A 16,195-nucleotide genomic window follows, 5' to 3' on the forward strand; every position below is an offset into this window, starting at 1 on the left:
CTACAAAAATTTACAATCATTTTACCAACAATTATTCAAAGATTATTCTTTATGGATCGTTAACGCAACAAAAGTCATGAATGTAATTACAAAAACATTCATTATAAATATAACATACATATAAATTGAGGCCTTCAAAGTTTTAAGTTTCTTTTCACGATTAATTTTCCTTCGATCTTTTTGGCTCAATTGAAAAATACAATTTTTTACCTCCCTTTATCACTCAACATAGGTTGATGTATAACACTTTTTAAACTCATAGTTACACTTGATCAAAAAGTGAAATATGAAAAGTGAAGAGTAATGCGTGATGGCTGTAAGCAGAAAAAACAAAGACAAACAGCGATCTTCATGTATGGTATAATTTTATAAATGTTAGCGAGGTGAAAAGTGAAATCTGGATTTGTATGTGTTGCCGGTGCACCAAGTGTTGGAAAATCGACTTTAGTTAATGCGTTTGTTGGAGAAAAGGTTTCGATAGTTTCCCAAAAGCCTGGCACAACGCGAAACAGGATAAATGCAATTTTAACATCAGATGATGCTCAAATTATCTTTGTTGATACGCCCGGCATTCACAAACCTCTTCACATGATAGGAAAATATCTCTTCAAAATAGCGGTCTCCGCCCTTGAAGGAAATGATCTTATACTGTTTGTGATATCTGCAACGCGGGTCGGCAGTGCGGATAAAACTGTTGCTGCAAAAATTAAAGAGTTAAGAACGCCGGTTATAGGTGTTATCAATAAAATGGATATCGCAAATGAAAGTTATTTAAAAGAGGCGAGATCGATCTTTGATGACTTAGATGCGAAAAATGTTTTTGAGATCTCTGCCATTCAAAATAAAGGCACCGGCATTCTTCTTGAAAGTATCAAATCTATGCTTCCAGAGGGTCCGAAGTATTATCCCGAAAACATCATAACCGATAGACCAACGGCCTTCATGATTTCCGAAATAATAAGAGAAAAAGTTTTTGAATTGACTCATGAAGAAATACCTTATTCAAGCGCAGTCGAGATCGATCAAATCGAAGAAGATGATAAGATTACGAAGATATACGCTACCATATTTGTCGAAAGAGACTCGCAAAAGGGTATTGTATTGGGTAAAGGTGGCAAAATGATAAAAGAAATTGGCACGCTTGCGAGGAAGGATATAGAATATTTGCTTGATAATCATGTTTTTCTTTCTTTGCATGTGAAGGTGAAAACAAACTGGACCGAAGATGAAAAAATGCTTGGAAGAATGTTCAGGGAGGAAATAAATTGATAGATCTGAATTGCGATGCCGGAGAGGGATTCGGAATTTACAATTTCGGTGCAGACGAACTTATCTTCAAGTACGTTACTTCTGTCAACATTGCCTGCGGTTTTCATGCCGGCGATCCTGATACCATAAAAAAAACTGTCGATATGGCCGTGAAAAATAACCTTTCGATAGGCGCGCATCCGTCTTTTCCGGACCTTTTAGGCTTTGGAAGAAGAGAAATGAATTTATCTTACGATGAGATAAAAAATTATGTGCTTTACCAGATTGGCGCTTTGAACGCTTTCGTCAAGATCTCCGGTCACATGACACACGTCAAACCCCATGGATCCCTTTACAACATGGCATTCAAAGATACAAAGATCGCCCGTGCCATTGTCGATGCCGTAAAAGCATTCGATTCAAATCTTATAATCGTCGGCCTTCCAAAATCGGCACTTGTCATGTATGCACTTGAACAGGGCCTTAAAGTTGCACTTGAAGGTTTTGCCGACAGGGCATACAACGATGACGGAACTCTCGTGTCAAGAAATGTAAAGGGTGCCGTGCTCGAAGATGCAAATGAAATTGCTCAGAGGGCTTTGCGTATGGTTAAAGAAGGAGTTATCAATACGCTTTGCGTTCATTCGGACACACCTAATGCACCGATGATCGTCATGAAAATAAGAGAAACCTTTGACAGATTCGGTGTGGAGGTAAAAGGTCTTGGTAATTGATACACTCGGCGATAGAGGATTAATCCTCAAATTTTCAGATGAAATAAATCAGACTGCGCATCTTTCGGTTATGAAATTTGACAAATTCCTTTTAAATTCCAAAATAGAAGGCGTTATTGAATGGATTCCATCTTATTCATCGATTACTCTGATTTACAACCCCGAAATCATCAAATACAAATGCTTAATGGAGAAATTAAAAAATTTTGATGAATCTTCCGTTGATTTTGTCGTTGAGGGGAAAACGGTGGAGATTCCTGTTTTGTACGGAGGCAAATTCGGACCTGACATAGAGTTTGTCGCAAATGTAAACAAAATATCTGTCGAAGATGTTATAAACATTCATTCTGGTGCAAATTACGAAGTCTGGATGATCGGCTTTATGCCAGGTTTTCCTTACCTTTATGGCCTCCCTTCCATCATAAACGCTCCGAGATTGAAAAGTCCAAGAAAATTAGTACCATCAGGCAGCGTCGGAATCGCTGGCGGTCAAACGGGCATATATCCCATAGACAGTCCTGGCGGATGGCAGATAATAGGAAGAACTCCTCTTAAAATCTTCGATGTGAAAAAAGATCCCCCTGTGCTTTTTGATGTCGGAGATAGAGTGAAATTCATTCCCATAGATGAAAAAGGATATGAAAAATTGTGTCGATGATGGTCAAAAATCCCGGATTGCTTTCAACAGTTCAGGATATGGGCAGATTTGGCTTTCAAAGGTATGGAATTCCACAATCGGGACCGATGGACGATCTTTCATTCAGAATTGCCAACTTACTTGTCGGAAATGGTAAAAATGAAAGTACGATAGAGATAACAGGCGGGATTTTCGAAAGTGTCTTCGATGACGATCGCACAATCGCAATTTGCGGTGGCGATCCTGTGGCAACGATCAACAACCATGAAATTGCACCATGGTGCAGCATCGACGTGAAAGACGGAGATGTGCTTAGACTTTCAGGAATGAAAAATGGCTTCAGGGTTTATCTTGCGATCGGCGGGGGAGTGAAAGTCGAAAAAATTTTTAAAAGCAAATCGACATGTCTGCCGGCCAAATTTGGCGGATTCAAGGGCAGAAAGTTGATTGCAGGCGATTTGATAGCATTTGAAGATAGTCATTTGAAGGTAAAACATGAGATGAATCGTGTTTTTGAAGAAACCACGAAGATCAGGGTAATTGGTGGACCTCAATGGGGATATTTGAAAAATGACGGTGAATTTTTAAATTCTAAATATAAAATAACGTCTGACAGCGATAGGACCGGATACAGACTTGATGGGCCAAAATTGGTTCTTGACCGTTACGATATAGTCTCGGAAGGTGTTGCGAATGGTACAATTCAGGTAGCCGGTAATGGTCTTCCAATCATCATGATGGTCGATCATCAGACAACGGGAGGATATCCGAAAATAGCAAATGTGATATCCGTGGATATACCAATACTTGGTCAAAAAAAGCCGGATGACGAAATAGAATTTCAATTGATAGATGTTGAGATGGCGAGAGAACTTTATGTTGAAAGGGAAAGATGGTTGAGATCCGTCGAATACGATCTAAAATCCGGAGAATCGAAATCTTATTTTGTAAAGGTCAACGGTTCACAATTCAACGTTGAGGTGAAAGAGAAAGATGAATGAAAATTACGTGGCCGTAATCGGAGACATAAATTCGGTGCAAGATCGGTACCTGACGAATTTGAGATTGAAAAATTTTTGGAAGAGGTGAAAGAATGAACGATTTTTTGGATCTTTCTTTAAAAGTAAAAGAGGCGATAAAATCGCACATGCCAATTGTTGCGCTTGAATCGACCATAATCTCCCATGGCATGCCATATCCCACGAACGTACAAACTGCCAAAACGCTCGAGAAGATAATCGAAGATAACGGCGCTGTCCCTGCCACCATAGCGGTCATAAAGGGACGCATAAAGGTAGGCCTTGACGATGATGAACTTGAATACATGGCAACCAAAAAAGGCATTTTAAAACTCAGTAGGATGGATTTGCCTTACGCCGTTGCGAATGGATTTGACGGTGCCACAACGGTTGCTGCCACCATGATCTGCGCCAACATGGCCGGAATAAAGGTCTTTGCAACGGGGGGCGTTGGAGGGGTACACAGAGGTGTTGTTGATACCTTCGATATTTCTGCAGATCTTTTTGAACTTTCCAAGACGCCGGTAATTGTGGTCTCGGCAGGAGTCAAATCCATACTTGACATTCCAAAAACTCTTGAAGTGCTTGAAACTTTGGGTGTGACGGTCGTGGGATACAAAACGGATGATTTTCCATCATTTTATTCTCAAAAGAGCGAGTCTAAACTTTACATGCGTGCAGATAACCCAAAAGCGGTAGCGCAGATTTTCAAGGCAAAATTGGCGTTGGGTCTTGAAGGAGGCATGCTTGTCGCAAATCCAATAGAAAAGTCCAAAGAGATTCCTCATGAAATCATAGATAAAGCGATAAATATCGCACTTGAAGAGGCAAACAGGCTCGGCATTCACGGAAAAGATGTTACGCCATTTTTACTTGCGCATATCGTTGAATATGTTCCGAAAGCCCTTGAAGCAAATGTCGAACTCGCTAAATCGAATGCCGCTTTGGCCGCAATGATATCTAAATCAATTTGAAACCAAAAATTCTTTGAACAAAATTAAATGGCTTTCGTCTAAGTAAGTGAAATACCCCCCTATCCCCCTTAATTATACAAAAGGGCCCCTTATTAGGGCCCTTATTTTTATTTATATGGTAAAATCGTATTGTTTTGCGAGAGGGAAGTGAGATCATGATAGACAGATATACACCGGAATGTATGAAAAAATTGTGGTCTGATGAGGCAAGATACGAAAGATGGCTTAAAGTAGAGTTTGCCGTTATGGAATCTTACGAAGCATACGGACTTATTCCAAAAGGATATTCTGATCTTGCAAAGAAAAACGCCATTTTAGACGATGAGAAAATTTCTGAAGTTGAAGCACAGGTTGGTCACGATGTCATAAGTTTTGTAAAAGTCGCAACATCCAAGATGGGAGATGAAGCGAGATATTTTCATTATGGACTTACCTCTTCGGATGTCGTGGACACGGCTTTTTCAATGGCGATCGTTGAATCTGCGAAGCAAATAATTTCGAAGATCGATGATCTTATGAATTCGACTTTCACGCTCGCACAACGATACAAACATACACCTGTAATTGGAAGAACCCACGGTGTTCACGCGGAGCCGACAACTTTTGGGCTTAAAGTGCTGAACTGGTATGACGGCATATCGAGAGGGAAAGAAAGGCTGACGGCGGAGATAAAAAAAATAGGAATTGGTAAAATTTCAGGCGCTGTCGGTAATTATGCCAATGTACCTCCTGAAATTGAAAAACTTACCTGTGAAAAACTTGGTCTTGCACCGGCAAACATATCAACACAGATCCTGCCGAGGGATCTTCATGCAAGTTATATCACCGCACTTGCCATAATCGGGAGCGAGTTTGAGCGAATAGCAATCGAGATAAGAAATCTTCAAAGGACCGAGATAAGAGAGGTACAAGAACCATTCACAAAGACACAAAGAGGATCGAGTGCCATGCCACACAAGAAAAATCCCGTGAATTGCGAAAGAATAGCCGGCCTTTCGAGGATCATAAGGGGATACGCTTTATCGGCGATGGAAGATATTTCACTTTGGCACGAAAGGGACATCTCTCATTCTTCGGTCGAGCGTGTGATCTTTCCGGACGCAACATCTTTAATTTATTTCATGGCCGAAGAACTCAACAGGATGATAAAAGGTCTCGTTGTAGATGAGAAAAGGATGAGATCGAACATATACATGACGGGTGGCCTTGTGTTTTCAGAAAGAGTTTTACTTAAACTCATAGAAAATGGCATGAGTCGTGAAGAGGCATATCTAATAGTTCAAAAAGCTTCCATGAAGGTGTGGAATAACGAATCTGCAACTCTGAAGGAGGCTCTCGGAGCGTACGTTGGAGATATCAACCTGGACGATGCCTTTGATCTTTCTTATTACTTAAAACATGTCGATGATATCTTTAAAAGATTTGAAGGGAGGAATTGAATTGGATTCGATAGTTGTGGGATTACAATGGGGAGACGAAGGAAAAGGGAAGGTCGTTCAAAAACTTTCAAGATCGCACAAATGGATCGTCAGATTTTCTGGCGGACCAAACGCAGGTCATACAGTTTATCATGGAAACACAAAAATGGTTCACCATTTACTTCCGTCAGGCACGAATGAAAATTTTCTTTTCATAAGTCGCGGTACCCTTGTTGACCTCGAAACTTTAAATTCTGAAATAAAAGAAATCTCAAAGATATATCCCGATATCAAAGAAAGATTGTTTGTGTCACCCTATTGCAGGGTCATAACGCCTATTGAAAAATGGCAGGATGGGGCTATTGAAAAAACAAAAGGCAAAAATTCCGTCGGTACAACGGGACGCGGAATCGGACCTACGGTTTCAAATGACGCAAACAGGGTGGGCATCCGCCTCTTTGACCTTTTCGATCAGAATCATCTGAAAGAAAAAGTTGATTTGCTTGCTGAAATATCCAATTTTGGAGATCAATCCATTGCAGATGAACTTTTGAGCCAGTTTGAAAAGATAAAAGACAGGGTTTTAGATCCAAAAGTTGAAGGTCAAATTTTGTTCGAAGGAACGCAAGGCATAATGTTAGATCCGATGTACGGAACTTACCCTTACGTGACGTCAACTCCAACGATACCTTCATTTGCGTTTTACGGATCGGGACTGAAATCCGAAAAATACGAAGTCTGGGGTGTTTTCAAAGCATACACCACACGTGTTGGATCAGGTCCATTTCCGACAGAGATTTTTGGAGAGGCCGGAGACGATCTCAGAAAAAGGGGTTCGGAATTTGGCGCCACAACCGGAAGGCCAAGAAGATGCGGGTGGATAGATTTTCCGCAACTTGAATACGCATCCAACGTTTCAAATGTAGATCATCTTGTCATGACAAAGTCGGACGTACTAAATGGCCTTGAAAAAGTTGGCGTGTGCATTTCTTACGATAAAAAAATCATTCCATACGATCTTGGAAGTTTGAAACCAACGATTGAGTATGTAAAAGGATGGAAAAATCTGGAAAGTTCGGAGTTTGCAGATTTCATTTCAGCCATAGAACATCACGTCAGGCGGCGCATTAAATACGTATCTTACGGACCGTCCGAGGAAGAAATTTTTCAAAGGTGAAATCTAAATTCAGCGCGTAGATCGTAGCGGAATGACATCATGCTCTCCGCCGCGAGCCACCTACCGTTTGCCATATGCCATTCGCCATTATATATAAATGTAACTGATGATTTATGAATTGTGGTGAAAGAATTCACAAATAAAACAAAAACATTTAACCATGAGATTGTAAAATTTAAGTGGAGGTGGAAAATATGCCAGATATGAAATTTTCTGTAACGGCAAAGTGTGAGAACCCGACGAAATTGGTCGTAAACACGTCTAAATTCAAGATTATAATCGATGAACCGCCAAATCTTGGTGGTACAGATGATGGACCAAATCCGGTTGAATATGTCCTCGCAGCTTTGGGTGGATGTTTAAATGTTGTCGGTCACCTTGTGGCAAAAGAAATGGGAATGGAACTTAAGGGTCTTGAGATGACAATAGAAGGAGAAATGGATCCTTCTAAATTCATGGGGAAGCCAACAAAGGAAAGAACAGGATACAAAGAGATAAGGGTAAATCTCAAACCGGTTACGAGTGCCGATAAGGCAACCATCGATAAGTGGATTAAGGCCGTTGAAGACAGATGTCCTGTCAGTGACAACCTTAGAAATCCAACGCCTATTAAAATATCCGTTTTAAAATGATTAAACAAAGATAAAACCGCTTTCGGGCGGTTTTATCTTTTATGACCCACATCCTTAATGATTTATTCAAAGATAGTATAAGTGAAAGACAAATCATGTCTGTATACTTGAATTAAACGATCCATACAAGGCAGGTGTAACTATGAAATTCAAAAACGTCGTTAACAATCCGAGGATCGTATCCCAGTTCGATCTTTTGAAGATGCTTCGCTTTAAAAATGATGAAGCGAAGGTTGAATTCATGAAACGTTCTCTTGAAGGATGTTTTGATCAGAAGATAGATCAAAAAAATGGGCAATCCTCTAATTGAATTTAGAAATTTTTCACTCAAGATCGATGGAAATTCCTTGCTTGAAGATATTTCTTTAAAAGTTGAAGAAAAAAGCGTTGTACTCATTTATGGCCCGAGGAGTTCCGGTAAATCTGCGCTCCTCAGAAGTATTGTGCATTTGAATGAAGAACTTTTTGATTCGCTTGATTTCAAAGGTGACATCTTTTTTCATGGTCAAAGCATAATAAATGCCGATAGAAAATTCTTAAGGCGTAAGATAGCCTACGTTGATACCTCGTTCATAGAAAGTTTATCCTCTTTAACCGTTAACCAGATGATAACCCTTGTTAAGGGAAGAAATGTGGATTTATATTCGGATGAAATGGTGAATTTGTTGAAACAACTCGGAGTTATAGATCTTTTGAAAGCGGGAATGCATACCTACGTTGAAGATCTTCATGGAAACACCAGGGTGCTTTTTTTGCTCATGTTGGCTATTTTAAGAGAACCGGAAGTTATAGCGCTTGATTGCATCGTGGATCATCTTGACGATGAAGCCGCTTTGAACGTTCAAAATGTCGTACTTTCTCTAAAGCAAAAGTACACTCTCATTCTTGCTACAAGAAAGATGCCCAATTTTTTGCCGATATCTGATAAAATTATCATGATGAAAAATGGTAAGATAGAATTTGAAGGCACAAAAAAAGAGATGGTTTTCAAATTTTCCAATTCAAACATCTAAAAGAGGTTAACGGTGAAGTACCATATTTACACCCTTGGATGTAAATTCAATCAATACGAAAGCGCAAAGATATCCGAATTGCTCGAAAGTATCGGATACGAAAGAACTGATTTCAAAGACGCCGATGTTGTTGTTGTCAACAGTTGCGCCGTGACATCCGAAGCAAAACGTCAATCGTTACAAATGGCAAGGCATTTTAAGCGTAATTCCAAAGCAAAGATAGTGCTTGCAGGCTGTGCCGTTCACGATGGAGAAGTTCCGGATTTCGATCTTGTACTGGGAAACGGAGAAAAGATGAGGATCATCGAATATCTGGATAAAATCGGGAAAATAGAGTCACCTGCTTATTTTCTCAACGACACTATGAACTATTCAATTTCGAAAAATCTCGATCGAACGCGCGGCTTTTTAAGTGTTGAAAATGGTTGCAATTGGGGATGTACCTATTGTGCCGTTCCACATTTCAGAGGCACAAAGATACGTTCAAAATCTCTCAGCGTAGTGCTTGATGAAGTACGTCATATGGTTGACTCTGGAATAAAAGAAATCGTCGTAAGCGGAATAAATGTTGCACTTTACGATGACAACGGTTTAAAATTAAGAGATCTACTCGAGGCGATATCGAAAGTAGACGGAAAATTCAGAGTGAGACTTAGTTCAATAGATCCTCTTAATGCCATGACACTTGAAAACTTGTTTGAAAATGACGAAAAACTCTGTCATCATCTTCATCTATCCGTTCAAAGTGGATCTGACGCTGTGTTACGTGATATGGGGAGAAATTACACTGCCGACGATGTGATGAAAACCGTTCAAAGGTTCAGATCGATAGATCCTTTATTTGCATTTTCTGTCGATATCATAGCCGGTTTTCCAACGGAAAAGAACGAAGATTTCGATAAAACCGTCGAATTACTTTCAAATATAGATGTAATGAGAATACATGCATTTCCATTTTCACCAAAAAACGAGACAAAGGCTTCCAAAATGAAAAACGGCGTTGATGATTTTACCAAAAAGATCAGAGTAAAATTGTTGAAATCTCTTTCAAATCATCTTGAGGAAAAGTTTAGAGAAAAATTAACGGGATCCAGCCAAAGAATTCTTGTCGAAGAAATCAAAGATGAATTTCGTGAAGGCTTCAACGATTACTATCTCAAGTACAATTTCAGAAGCGATGCCAAAGTTGGAGATTTTGTTCAAATCGATGTCTGAGGGGGTGTACGCATGAGAATATACTTTGATTCGAAATGGCACGATGAAGAAGTGCTTATAAGTGTCATGGATCGCGGATTCATGTACGGAGAAGGAGTTTACGAGAGTTTAAGAACCTACAATGGTTCACTTTTTGCTCCTCAAAAACATTTCAATCGTTTTAAAAGGTCATCCCAGATTTTGGGAATACCTTTAAAAATGGATTTTGAGGAATTCAAGTCTATCCTTCTCGATGGAATAAGAGATGTAAAAGAAGACTGTACCATAAGAGTCGTTCTGACAAACGGTGATGGTAAGAAACCCCTTTTTCTTGCCTATATCATGGAGTTGCAGGCCCCGCCTTCAGACATTTACACGTACGGAGTGGACATCGGCATATCAAAGTTGAGAAAGATGGATGAATCATCTCTTCCTTCTGCCCTTAAAACCACCTCTCATGCCAATTTGATGATCGCTCGACAGGGAAAAGAAAATTTTTACGAAGTTTTGATGTTAAACAGCCGTGGCTTTGTGGCCGAAGGATTCATGAGTAACCTTTTTCTCGTCGAAAATAACACGCTTGTCACGCCATCGATTGAGACTGGCATATTGGATGGAATAACAAGAGAAGTTGTTATAGATCTTGCAAAATCGCTCGAGATAAGAATTGACGAAAGACTTGTCAATGTAGATGAACTTTTTAACTGCTCTGAATGCTTTTTGACAAGAACAAGTGCCGGCATAATACCGGTCAGAAAAATAGAGAATCGTTCTGTTTTTCAAGACGAACCTGGAATTATTACCCAACTTTTGATTGAAAATTTTAAACCTTACATATTTCAAAGATCGGATTTATGGTGATTAAATAACCAAAAAATGCCTAATTTACCTGAAAAATAGCCGTTAGAGACACTTAAAGACTTTTATTATATCTTTTCTTTTGCTATTTCATTTTTCCTTTGATTTGTGTCATAATACATGAGAGGGTGATTTGTTTGAAGAGCATGACGGGATACTCGAAAGTAAATAAAAACATAAACGACGTGTTTTACACCGTGGAAATGAAAGGAGTTAATCACAAGTATCTTAACATCTCCTTTTTTCTTCCTTACCTTTTTTCTTCCTTTGAGGCAAGATCTCTTCCCATAGTTCAATCGGAGATCAAAAGGGGAAGCATTTCCATAAAAATAGACATAAGGGGAAATTTTGAATCCAGTCTCGTCATACCGGATCTTGAACTTGCAAAGTCTTATTTCAAAGCGTTTAAGGAGATAGAAAGAGAAATAGGAGTGGAACTGAGACTCGATCTGGGACAATTACTTGAGATAAAGGATATTTTCAAGATGTCTCTTGACATTCAAACCGAAGACAAAATATGGGAAGGATTTCAAACTGTGTTGACTGAAGCCATCGAAAATTACAACAAAAGCAGAGAAGCAGAAGGAGAAAAATTAAGGGTATACCTCGAAGATCAGATGGTTAGTCTTGATGAAATAATGAAAAAGATGAACACATACGAATCTCAAAACAGAGAAAAATACAAAGAGATGATCCTTCAAAGTTTAAAAGATAATTTTTCAGAAATACAGATGGATCCTCAAAGAATAGAACAAGAGGTTATCATGACAATTCAGAGGGCTGACATAGGCGAAGAAATATCGAGGGTATTCGTTCACATGTCCAGGGCTCGAGAGTTGATGAAATCAAAAGCGGATGTCGGAAGCGAACTTGATTTTATCTTTCAGGAAATAGGTAGAGAAATTAACACGCTCTCGGCCAAATCTAAGATTCCTGAAGTTTTAAGTCTTGTTGTGGAATCCAAAACCATTGTCAAAAAATTAAGGGAACAGGTTCAAAATATCGAATAAGAAGTACGGAGGGAGGAAGTATGTACGGGCTTATAAACATAGGATTTGGAAACGTTGTAATAGGAGATAGGGTTATAGTGATCGTTAACCCGGAGTCTGCACCTCTGAAGCGTCTTAAGGATGGAGCAAAAGACGATGGGAAACTCATAGATGCGACTTATGGCAGAAGAACAAGGTCTATTCTCATCACCGACAGTAATCATGTCATATTGAGTGCTATACAACCAGAAACGATATCTGAAAGGTTTCAATCTTCGTTCCAGGAAATGAAAGAAGTCATGGAACAAACTCCCGAAAACAAGGCAAAAAGCAAAGCAAAGTCATGAAGGGAATGCTTTTTGTGATGAGTGGCCCTTCAGGGGCCGGTAAAACTACAATAGTTAAAGCCGTAATGTCTGAATTGGAAGGAATAGAATTCTCAGTGTCTTACACGACAAGGCCGAGAAGAGAAGACGAAGTTGATGGCGTGGATTATTTTTTTGTTGATGAAAAAACCTTTAAATCTTTGATCGAAAAGGGAGAATTTCTTGAATGGGCTGAAGTTCACGATCATCTTTACGGTACATCCAGAAGTTTTGTCGAATCTCGTCTGAATAATGGCATTAACATGCTTTTGGACGTTGATGTGAAAGGAGCCTTGAACGTCAAGAAAATTTTTAAAGACGGTGTTTTCATATTCGTGGCTCCGCCATCTTTCAAAGAATTAAAAGATAGGCTGGTAAAGCGTCATACGGAAGATCCGAATAACCTTGAAAAAAGAATAGAAGACGCCAAATTCGAACTTTCTCAAATATCAAAGTTTGATTATCTTATAGTCAACACGGATATTTCTGCATCAGTTAAGCAACTTGAATCTATAATCATATCCGAACAGTTGAAAGTTTCGAGACTTGGCGAATTCGTTGGAAAGTACAATTTTTACAAGTCAAAGGATGGTGTGGATCTGTGAAAGATAAACTTTACGAAGTTTTGATGAACAGATACGGTAACAAATATGCAATAGCCATGGCCGTTGCGAAAAGGGCTGAATCCCTTAACGAACTTTCAAAGCCGATGGTGAAAACGGAAGATTCAAATCTCGTAACGATTGCACTTGAAGAAATGAGAGTAGGATACGTCGAAATAAAGAACGCTGAAATGTTAAAAGTGCTTGTTGCAAACGTGAAAACGGCCAAGAAAAAATGAAGGTACTTTTGGCTGTCACCGGCGGGATAGCAGCCTACAAGGCTGTAGAACTTGTCAGCATTTTGAGAAAAAGGAAAGACGAGATCAAAGTTTTGATGACCGAAAGTGCGACGAAATTCATTTCGCCGCTAACTTTTTCTGCAGTCGGCAACACCGAAGTTTACACAAATGAATTTGACTACACTGGCTTGATATCCCACACTGGATTGTCTGCATGGGCTGAGATCATGGTTATAGCGCCTGCGACTGCGAATACGATTGCAAAAATTGCGAATGGCATAGCGGACAACATCGTAACCGCAAGTGCACTTGCCTTCAAGGGACCCAAGATCGTCGTTCCGGCAATGAACGTCAGAATGTACGAAAATCCGGTTACACAGGACAACATTCAAAAATTACTCAATTACGGCTGGACGATAGTCGATCCCGAGAGTGGTCATCTTGCTGATGGAGAAGAAGGAAAGGGAAGATATCCCGACAACGCTAAGATCGTCTTTGAAATAGAAAGTCTTCTTACAAGAAAAGATATGGGTGGCCTAAGAGTGCTTGTCACCGCAGGGCCAACAAGAGAGGCAATAGATCCGGTAAGGTATATTTCAAACAGATCTTCCGGAAAGATGGGATACGAAATAGCCAAAATGGCCGCGATTCGAGGCGCACAGGTAGATCTTGTTTCAGGGCCTGTGAACATACCGGCTCCTTTCAAAGTCAAAAGGTACGAGGTTGAAAGTGTTCAAGAAATGGCCGAAAAAGTACTTGGCCTTTTGGAAAATGAAGACGTTGTGATAATGGCCGCGGCAGTCTCAGATTACAAAGTCGAGCGAGTATCAGATCAAAAGATAAAGAAAATCAACGAAGAACTCAATTTGAAACTTATCAAGACGACTGACATACTGCTTGAAATTTCCAAAAGAAGAAGATCAAATCAATTTGTGGTTGGATTTGCCGCAGAAACTCAAAACCTCGTTGAAAACGCCAAACACAAATTTGAATCAAAATCACTTGACATGATAGTTGCAAACGATGTTTCCAGAAAGGATATAGGTTTTGAATCTGATTACGATGAAGTTTTCATCATTTCAAAAACCTCTGATCCTGTTCATGTTGAAAGAATGACAAAAAGGGAAATTGCAAATTTGTTGCTTGACATGGTTGTAACACAAAAAGGCGAAAAAATTTAAACACAAATACTCGATACATATGGTATTATATTCATACCCGAATAGGGTAATTTGGAGGTGAATTTTAATGGCAGCATTACTTTCAGAAGAGGACAGGAAATATCTTGTCGATCTATTTGAGAAGGAATTAAAAGGAGAGGTTAAGATACTCTTTTTTGGAAGTAAAAAGAAAGAAGAGTGCGAATATTGTGATCTTACAGAACAGATATTGCAAGAATTGGCTGAAACGAGTAACAAGATAACGATTGAAAGCCATGATTTTGATGATGAAGAAGCACTCGCAAAAAAGTACAACGTGGAAATGGTACCGGCAATTTTGATGCTTGATTCTGCCGATAAGGATATGAGGATAAAATACTATGGAATACCGTCCGGTTACGAATTCTCATCCCTGATAGAAGACGTTGTTGCAACTTCTAAAAATGGTACGGTTGAACTTTCACCTGATACGATCAAGAAACTTGAAGATATCAAAGAACCTTTGAAATTACAGGTGTTTGTCACTCCGACGTGTCCGTACTGTCCAAAGGCTGTTTTGATGGCACACAAACTTGCCATGCAATCGCCTAAAATAACCGGTGAAATGATAGAAGCAAATGAATTTCCAGATCTTTCAATGCAATACAACGTTTCTTCAGTTCCACATATAATAATAAACGAAGGTGAAGGCGAGTTCGTGGGAGCATTGCCGGAAGATGCCTTTGTTGAGCAGGTAATAAATGCTCTAAAAGGAGTTTGATAGATAAAATGCCTTTATTCAACCTTTCAAATGTCTCTAAACCTGCTGAACTTAACTATGACGTTGCGGTAATAGGTGCGGGCCCCGGCGGACTTTCAGCGGCCATATATGCTGGTAGGGCAGGATTGAAGACGATAGTCTTTGAAAAATCAACTGAAGGTGGCCAAATTTTACTTACCGATATGATAGAAGATTATCCGGGTTTTACATCGATAAGCGGAAATGCGCTTGCAGATAATTTTCTTTCGCATGCGAAAACTTTCGGCGCGAATTTTGCCAACGAAGAAATCGTCGAAGTTGATCTTGAATCGAACCCTAAAAAGTTGAAAACAGATCTTGGCAACGAATATCTCGCAAAAGTTGTGGTGATAGCAACAGGTAGCAATCCAAAAAAACTTGGCGTGAAAGGTGAAAATGAATTCATGAATAAAGGTGTTTCTTACTGTGCGGTTTGTGATGGCAGTTTTTTCAAAAACAAAAAAGTCATCGTCGTAGGCGGTGGAGACAGTGCGGTTGAAGAAGGACTCTACATGACCAAAATCGCCAGCGAAGTCACTTTAATACACAGAAGAGATAAATTGAGAGCACAAAAAATAGCCCAGGACAGGGCATTTAAATCGAAGATGAAATTCATATGGAATACAGTTGTAACCGAAATAGGCGGTACGAAAAATGTTGAATATGTCATGTTGAAGAATGTTCAGACCGGAGAAATCACCAAACATGAAACAGACGGAGTATTCATTTACGTTGGTCTTATACCGAATGTTGAAATATTCAAAAAATACATAAAAACTGATGAAAATGGATTTGTTCTGGCGGATGAACATATGGAGACAAACGTTAAGGGTGTCTACGTAGTTGGAGATATAAGAAAAACACCTTTAAGACAAATCGTAACTGCCGCAGCCGATGGAGCCATAGCCGTTATAGATATGACCAAATATTTTGATTAAGATATAGATTTAAAAGACCGCGTTAGCGGTCTTTTTTGTTGATTTTTGTGCATTTATATGTTATACTTCCGAAGGAAGTTGCCTCTATAGTTCAATGGATAGAACGGTGGATTCCTAATCCGCAAATGCAGGTTCGATTCCTGCTAGGGGCACCAGATTTATAAGTTTTAGTTTCGGAAAGCGAACTTCAGTCAAATGATAGATGTTACTTGTTGACAAA

Annotated in this window: 19 protein-coding genes and 1 tRNA gene; all 20 read left to right on the forward strand. The window is 39.4% G+C overall.

What is annotated here, in order from left to right; translation table 11 throughout:
• The first annotated feature begins 390 nt into the window (after positions 1-390).
• The 20 genes from era to ACP5NR_RS08275 all read left to right on the forward strand — a co-directional run bounded on the left by era (position 391) and on the right by ACP5NR_RS08275 (position 16,130).
• The gene (gene era, locus ACP5NR_RS08180; protein ID WP_428004801.1) at positions 391-1,269 is read left to right on the forward strand and encodes a GTPase Era; all 879 of its coding nucleotides are present in this window, start codon (positions 391-393) and stop codon (positions 1,267-1,269) included.
• Entirely contained in the window at positions 1,266-1,982 is a 717-nt protein-coding gene (locus ACP5NR_RS08185) for a LamB/YcsF family protein (RefSeq protein ID WP_428004802.1), read from the forward strand. The genes era and ACP5NR_RS08185 overlap by 4 nt, the downstream gene beginning before the upstream one ends.
• Positions 1,972-2,640: a 5-oxoprolinase subunit PxpB gene (gene pxpB / locus ACP5NR_RS08190; RefSeq protein ID WP_428004803.1), complete on the forward strand. Its 669-nt coding sequence runs from the start codon at positions 1,972-1,974 to the stop codon at positions 2,638-2,640. The genes ACP5NR_RS08185 and pxpB overlap by 11 nt, the downstream gene beginning before the upstream one ends.
• The gene (locus tag ACP5NR_RS08195; protein WP_428004821.1) at positions 2,637-3,620 is read left to right on the forward strand and encodes a biotin-dependent carboxyltransferase family protein; all 984 of its coding nucleotides are present in this window, start codon (positions 2,637-2,639) and stop codon (positions 3,618-3,620) included. Before pxpB ends, ACP5NR_RS08195 begins: the two co-directional genes overlap by 4 nt.
• 92 nt (positions 3,621-3,712) lie before the next feature.
• Entirely contained in the window at positions 3,713-4,612 is a 900-nt protein-coding gene (locus ACP5NR_RS08200) for a pseudouridine-5'-phosphate glycosidase (protein WP_428004805.1), read from the forward strand.
• Between the two features lie 155 nt (positions 4,613-4,767).
• Positions 4,768-6,051, forward strand: coding sequence for an adenylosuccinate lyase (purB, locus tag ACP5NR_RS08205; protein WP_428004806.1), 1,284 nt, complete (start codon positions 4,768-4,770; stop codon positions 6,049-6,051).
• A gap of 1 nt (position 6,052) precedes the next feature.
• Positions 6,053-7,207, forward strand: a complete 1,155-nt coding sequence (locus ACP5NR_RS08210; protein WP_428004807.1) for an adenylosuccinate synthetase — start codon at positions 6,053-6,055, stop codon at positions 7,205-7,207.
• A 194-nt stretch (positions 7,208-7,401) separates the two neighbouring features.
• Positions 7,402-7,839, forward strand: a complete 438-nt coding sequence (locus tag ACP5NR_RS08215; protein WP_428004808.1) for an OsmC family protein — start codon at positions 7,402-7,404, stop codon at positions 7,837-7,839.
• Between the two features lie 142 nt (positions 7,840-7,981).
• Complete coding sequence (locus tag ACP5NR_RS08220) at positions 7,982-8,149, forward strand: hypothetical protein (protein ID WP_428004809.1); 168 nt, start codon at positions 7,982-7,984, stop codon at positions 8,147-8,149.
• Positions 8,130-8,852: an ATP-binding cassette domain-containing protein gene (locus tag ACP5NR_RS08225; RefSeq protein WP_428004810.1), complete on the forward strand. Its 723-nt coding sequence runs from the start codon at positions 8,130-8,132 to the stop codon at positions 8,850-8,852. The genes ACP5NR_RS08220 and ACP5NR_RS08225 overlap by 20 nt, the downstream gene beginning before the upstream one ends.
• Before the next feature lie 12 nt (positions 8,853-8,864).
• Positions 8,865-10,067, forward strand: coding sequence for a tRNA (N(6)-L-threonylcarbamoyladenosine(37)-C(2))-methylthiotransferase MtaB (gene mtaB / locus ACP5NR_RS08230; RefSeq protein ID WP_428004811.1), 1,203 nt, complete (start codon positions 8,865-8,867; stop codon positions 10,065-10,067).
• A gap of 12 nt (positions 10,068-10,079) precedes the next feature.
• The gene (locus ACP5NR_RS08235; protein ID WP_428004812.1) at positions 10,080-10,907 is read left to right on the forward strand and encodes an aminotransferase class IV; all 828 of its coding nucleotides are present in this window, start codon (positions 10,080-10,082) and stop codon (positions 10,905-10,907) included.
• 143 nt (positions 10,908-11,050) lie between these two features.
• Positions 11,051-11,914 carry a YicC/YloC family endoribonuclease gene (locus ACP5NR_RS08240; RefSeq protein ID WP_428004822.1) on the forward strand — a complete coding sequence of 288 codons (864 nt, stop codon included), beginning with the start codon at positions 11,051-11,053 and terminating at the stop codon, positions 11,912-11,914.
• A gap of 20 nt (positions 11,915-11,934) precedes the next feature.
• The gene (locus ACP5NR_RS08245) at positions 11,935-12,240 is read left to right on the forward strand and encodes a DUF370 domain-containing protein (protein WP_428004813.1); all 306 of its coding nucleotides are present in this window, start codon (positions 11,935-11,937) and stop codon (positions 12,238-12,240) included.
• Positions 12,237-12,863, forward strand: coding sequence for a guanylate kinase (gene gmk / locus ACP5NR_RS08250; RefSeq protein ID WP_428004814.1), 627 nt, complete (start codon positions 12,237-12,239; stop codon positions 12,861-12,863). The genes ACP5NR_RS08245 and gmk overlap by 4 nt, the downstream gene beginning before the upstream one ends.
• Positions 12,860-13,099: a DNA-directed RNA polymerase subunit omega gene (gene rpoZ, locus ACP5NR_RS08255; RefSeq protein WP_428006284.1), complete on the forward strand. Its 240-nt coding sequence runs from the start codon at positions 12,860-12,862 to the stop codon at positions 13,097-13,099. Before gmk ends, rpoZ begins: the two co-directional genes overlap by 4 nt.
• A complete protein-coding gene (gene coaBC / locus ACP5NR_RS08260; protein WP_428006285.1) occupies positions 13,096-14,280 on the forward strand; it encodes a bifunctional phosphopantothenoylcysteine decarboxylase/phosphopantothenate--cysteine ligase CoaBC in 1,185 nt (394 codons plus the stop codon). Before rpoZ ends, coaBC begins: the two co-directional genes overlap by 4 nt.
• A gap of 67 nt (positions 14,281-14,347) precedes the next feature.
• Entirely contained in the window at positions 14,348-15,019 is a 672-nt protein-coding gene (pdo, locus tag ACP5NR_RS08265; RefSeq protein ID WP_428006286.1) for a protein disulfide oxidoreductase, read from the forward strand.
• On the forward strand, positions 15,016-15,975 hold the full coding sequence (gene trxB / locus ACP5NR_RS08270) for a thioredoxin-disulfide reductase (RefSeq protein ID WP_428006287.1): 960 nt from the start codon (positions 15,016-15,018) through the stop codon (positions 15,973-15,975). Before pdo ends, trxB begins: the two co-directional genes overlap by 4 nt.
• An 80-nt stretch (positions 15,976-16,055) precedes the next feature.
• A tRNA-Arg gene (locus ACP5NR_RS08275) sits at positions 16,056-16,130 on the forward strand.
• The last annotated feature ends 65 nt before the right edge of the window (positions 16,131-16,195 follow it).

Source organism: Athalassotoga sp. (assembly GCF_049965695.1).
GTDB lineage: Bacteria > Thermotogota > Thermotogae > Mesoaciditogales > Mesoaciditogaceae > Athalassotoga.

Coding starts and splice junctions, on each gene's coding strand:
- ACP5NR_RS08240 (WP_428004822.1), top strand. CDS start 11,051: ATGACGGGATACTCGAAAGTAAATAAAAACATAAACGACGTGTTTTAC.
- ACP5NR_RS08235 (WP_428004812.1), top strand. CDS start 10,080: ATGAGAATATACTTTGATTCGAAATGGCACGATGAAGAAGTGCTTATA.
- ACP5NR_RS08220 (WP_428004809.1), top strand. CDS start 7,982: ATGAAATTCAAAAACGTCGTTAACAATCCGAGGATCGTATCCCAGTTC.
- pdo (WP_428006286.1), top strand. CDS start 14,348: ATGGCAGCATTACTTTCAGAAGAGGACAGGAAATATCTTGTCGATCTA.
- ACP5NR_RS08225 (WP_428004810.1), top strand. CDS start 8,130: ATGGGCAATCCTCTAATTGAATTTAGAAATTTTTCACTCAAGATCGAT.
- ACP5NR_RS08200 (WP_428004805.1), top strand. CDS start 3,713: ATGAACGATTTTTTGGATCTTTCTTTAAAAGTAAAAGAGGCGATAAAA.
- ACP5NR_RS08245 (WP_428004813.1), top strand. CDS start 11,935: ATGTACGGGCTTATAAACATAGGATTTGGAAACGTTGTAATAGGAGAT.
- purB (WP_428004806.1), top strand. CDS start 4,768: ATGATAGACAGATATACACCGGAATGTATGAAAAAATTGTGGTCTGAT.
- gmk (WP_428004814.1), top strand. CDS start 12,237: ATGAAGGGAATGCTTTTTGTGATGAGTGGCCCTTCAGGGGCCGGTAAA.
- coaBC (WP_428006285.1), top strand. CDS start 13,096: ATGAAGGTACTTTTGGCTGTCACCGGCGGGATAGCAGCCTACAAGGCT.
- ACP5NR_RS08195 (WP_428004821.1), top strand. CDS start 2,637: ATGATGGTCAAAAATCCCGGATTGCTTTCAACAGTTCAGGATATGGGC.
- ACP5NR_RS08215 (WP_428004808.1), top strand. CDS start 7,402: ATGCCAGATATGAAATTTTCTGTAACGGCAAAGTGTGAGAACCCGACG.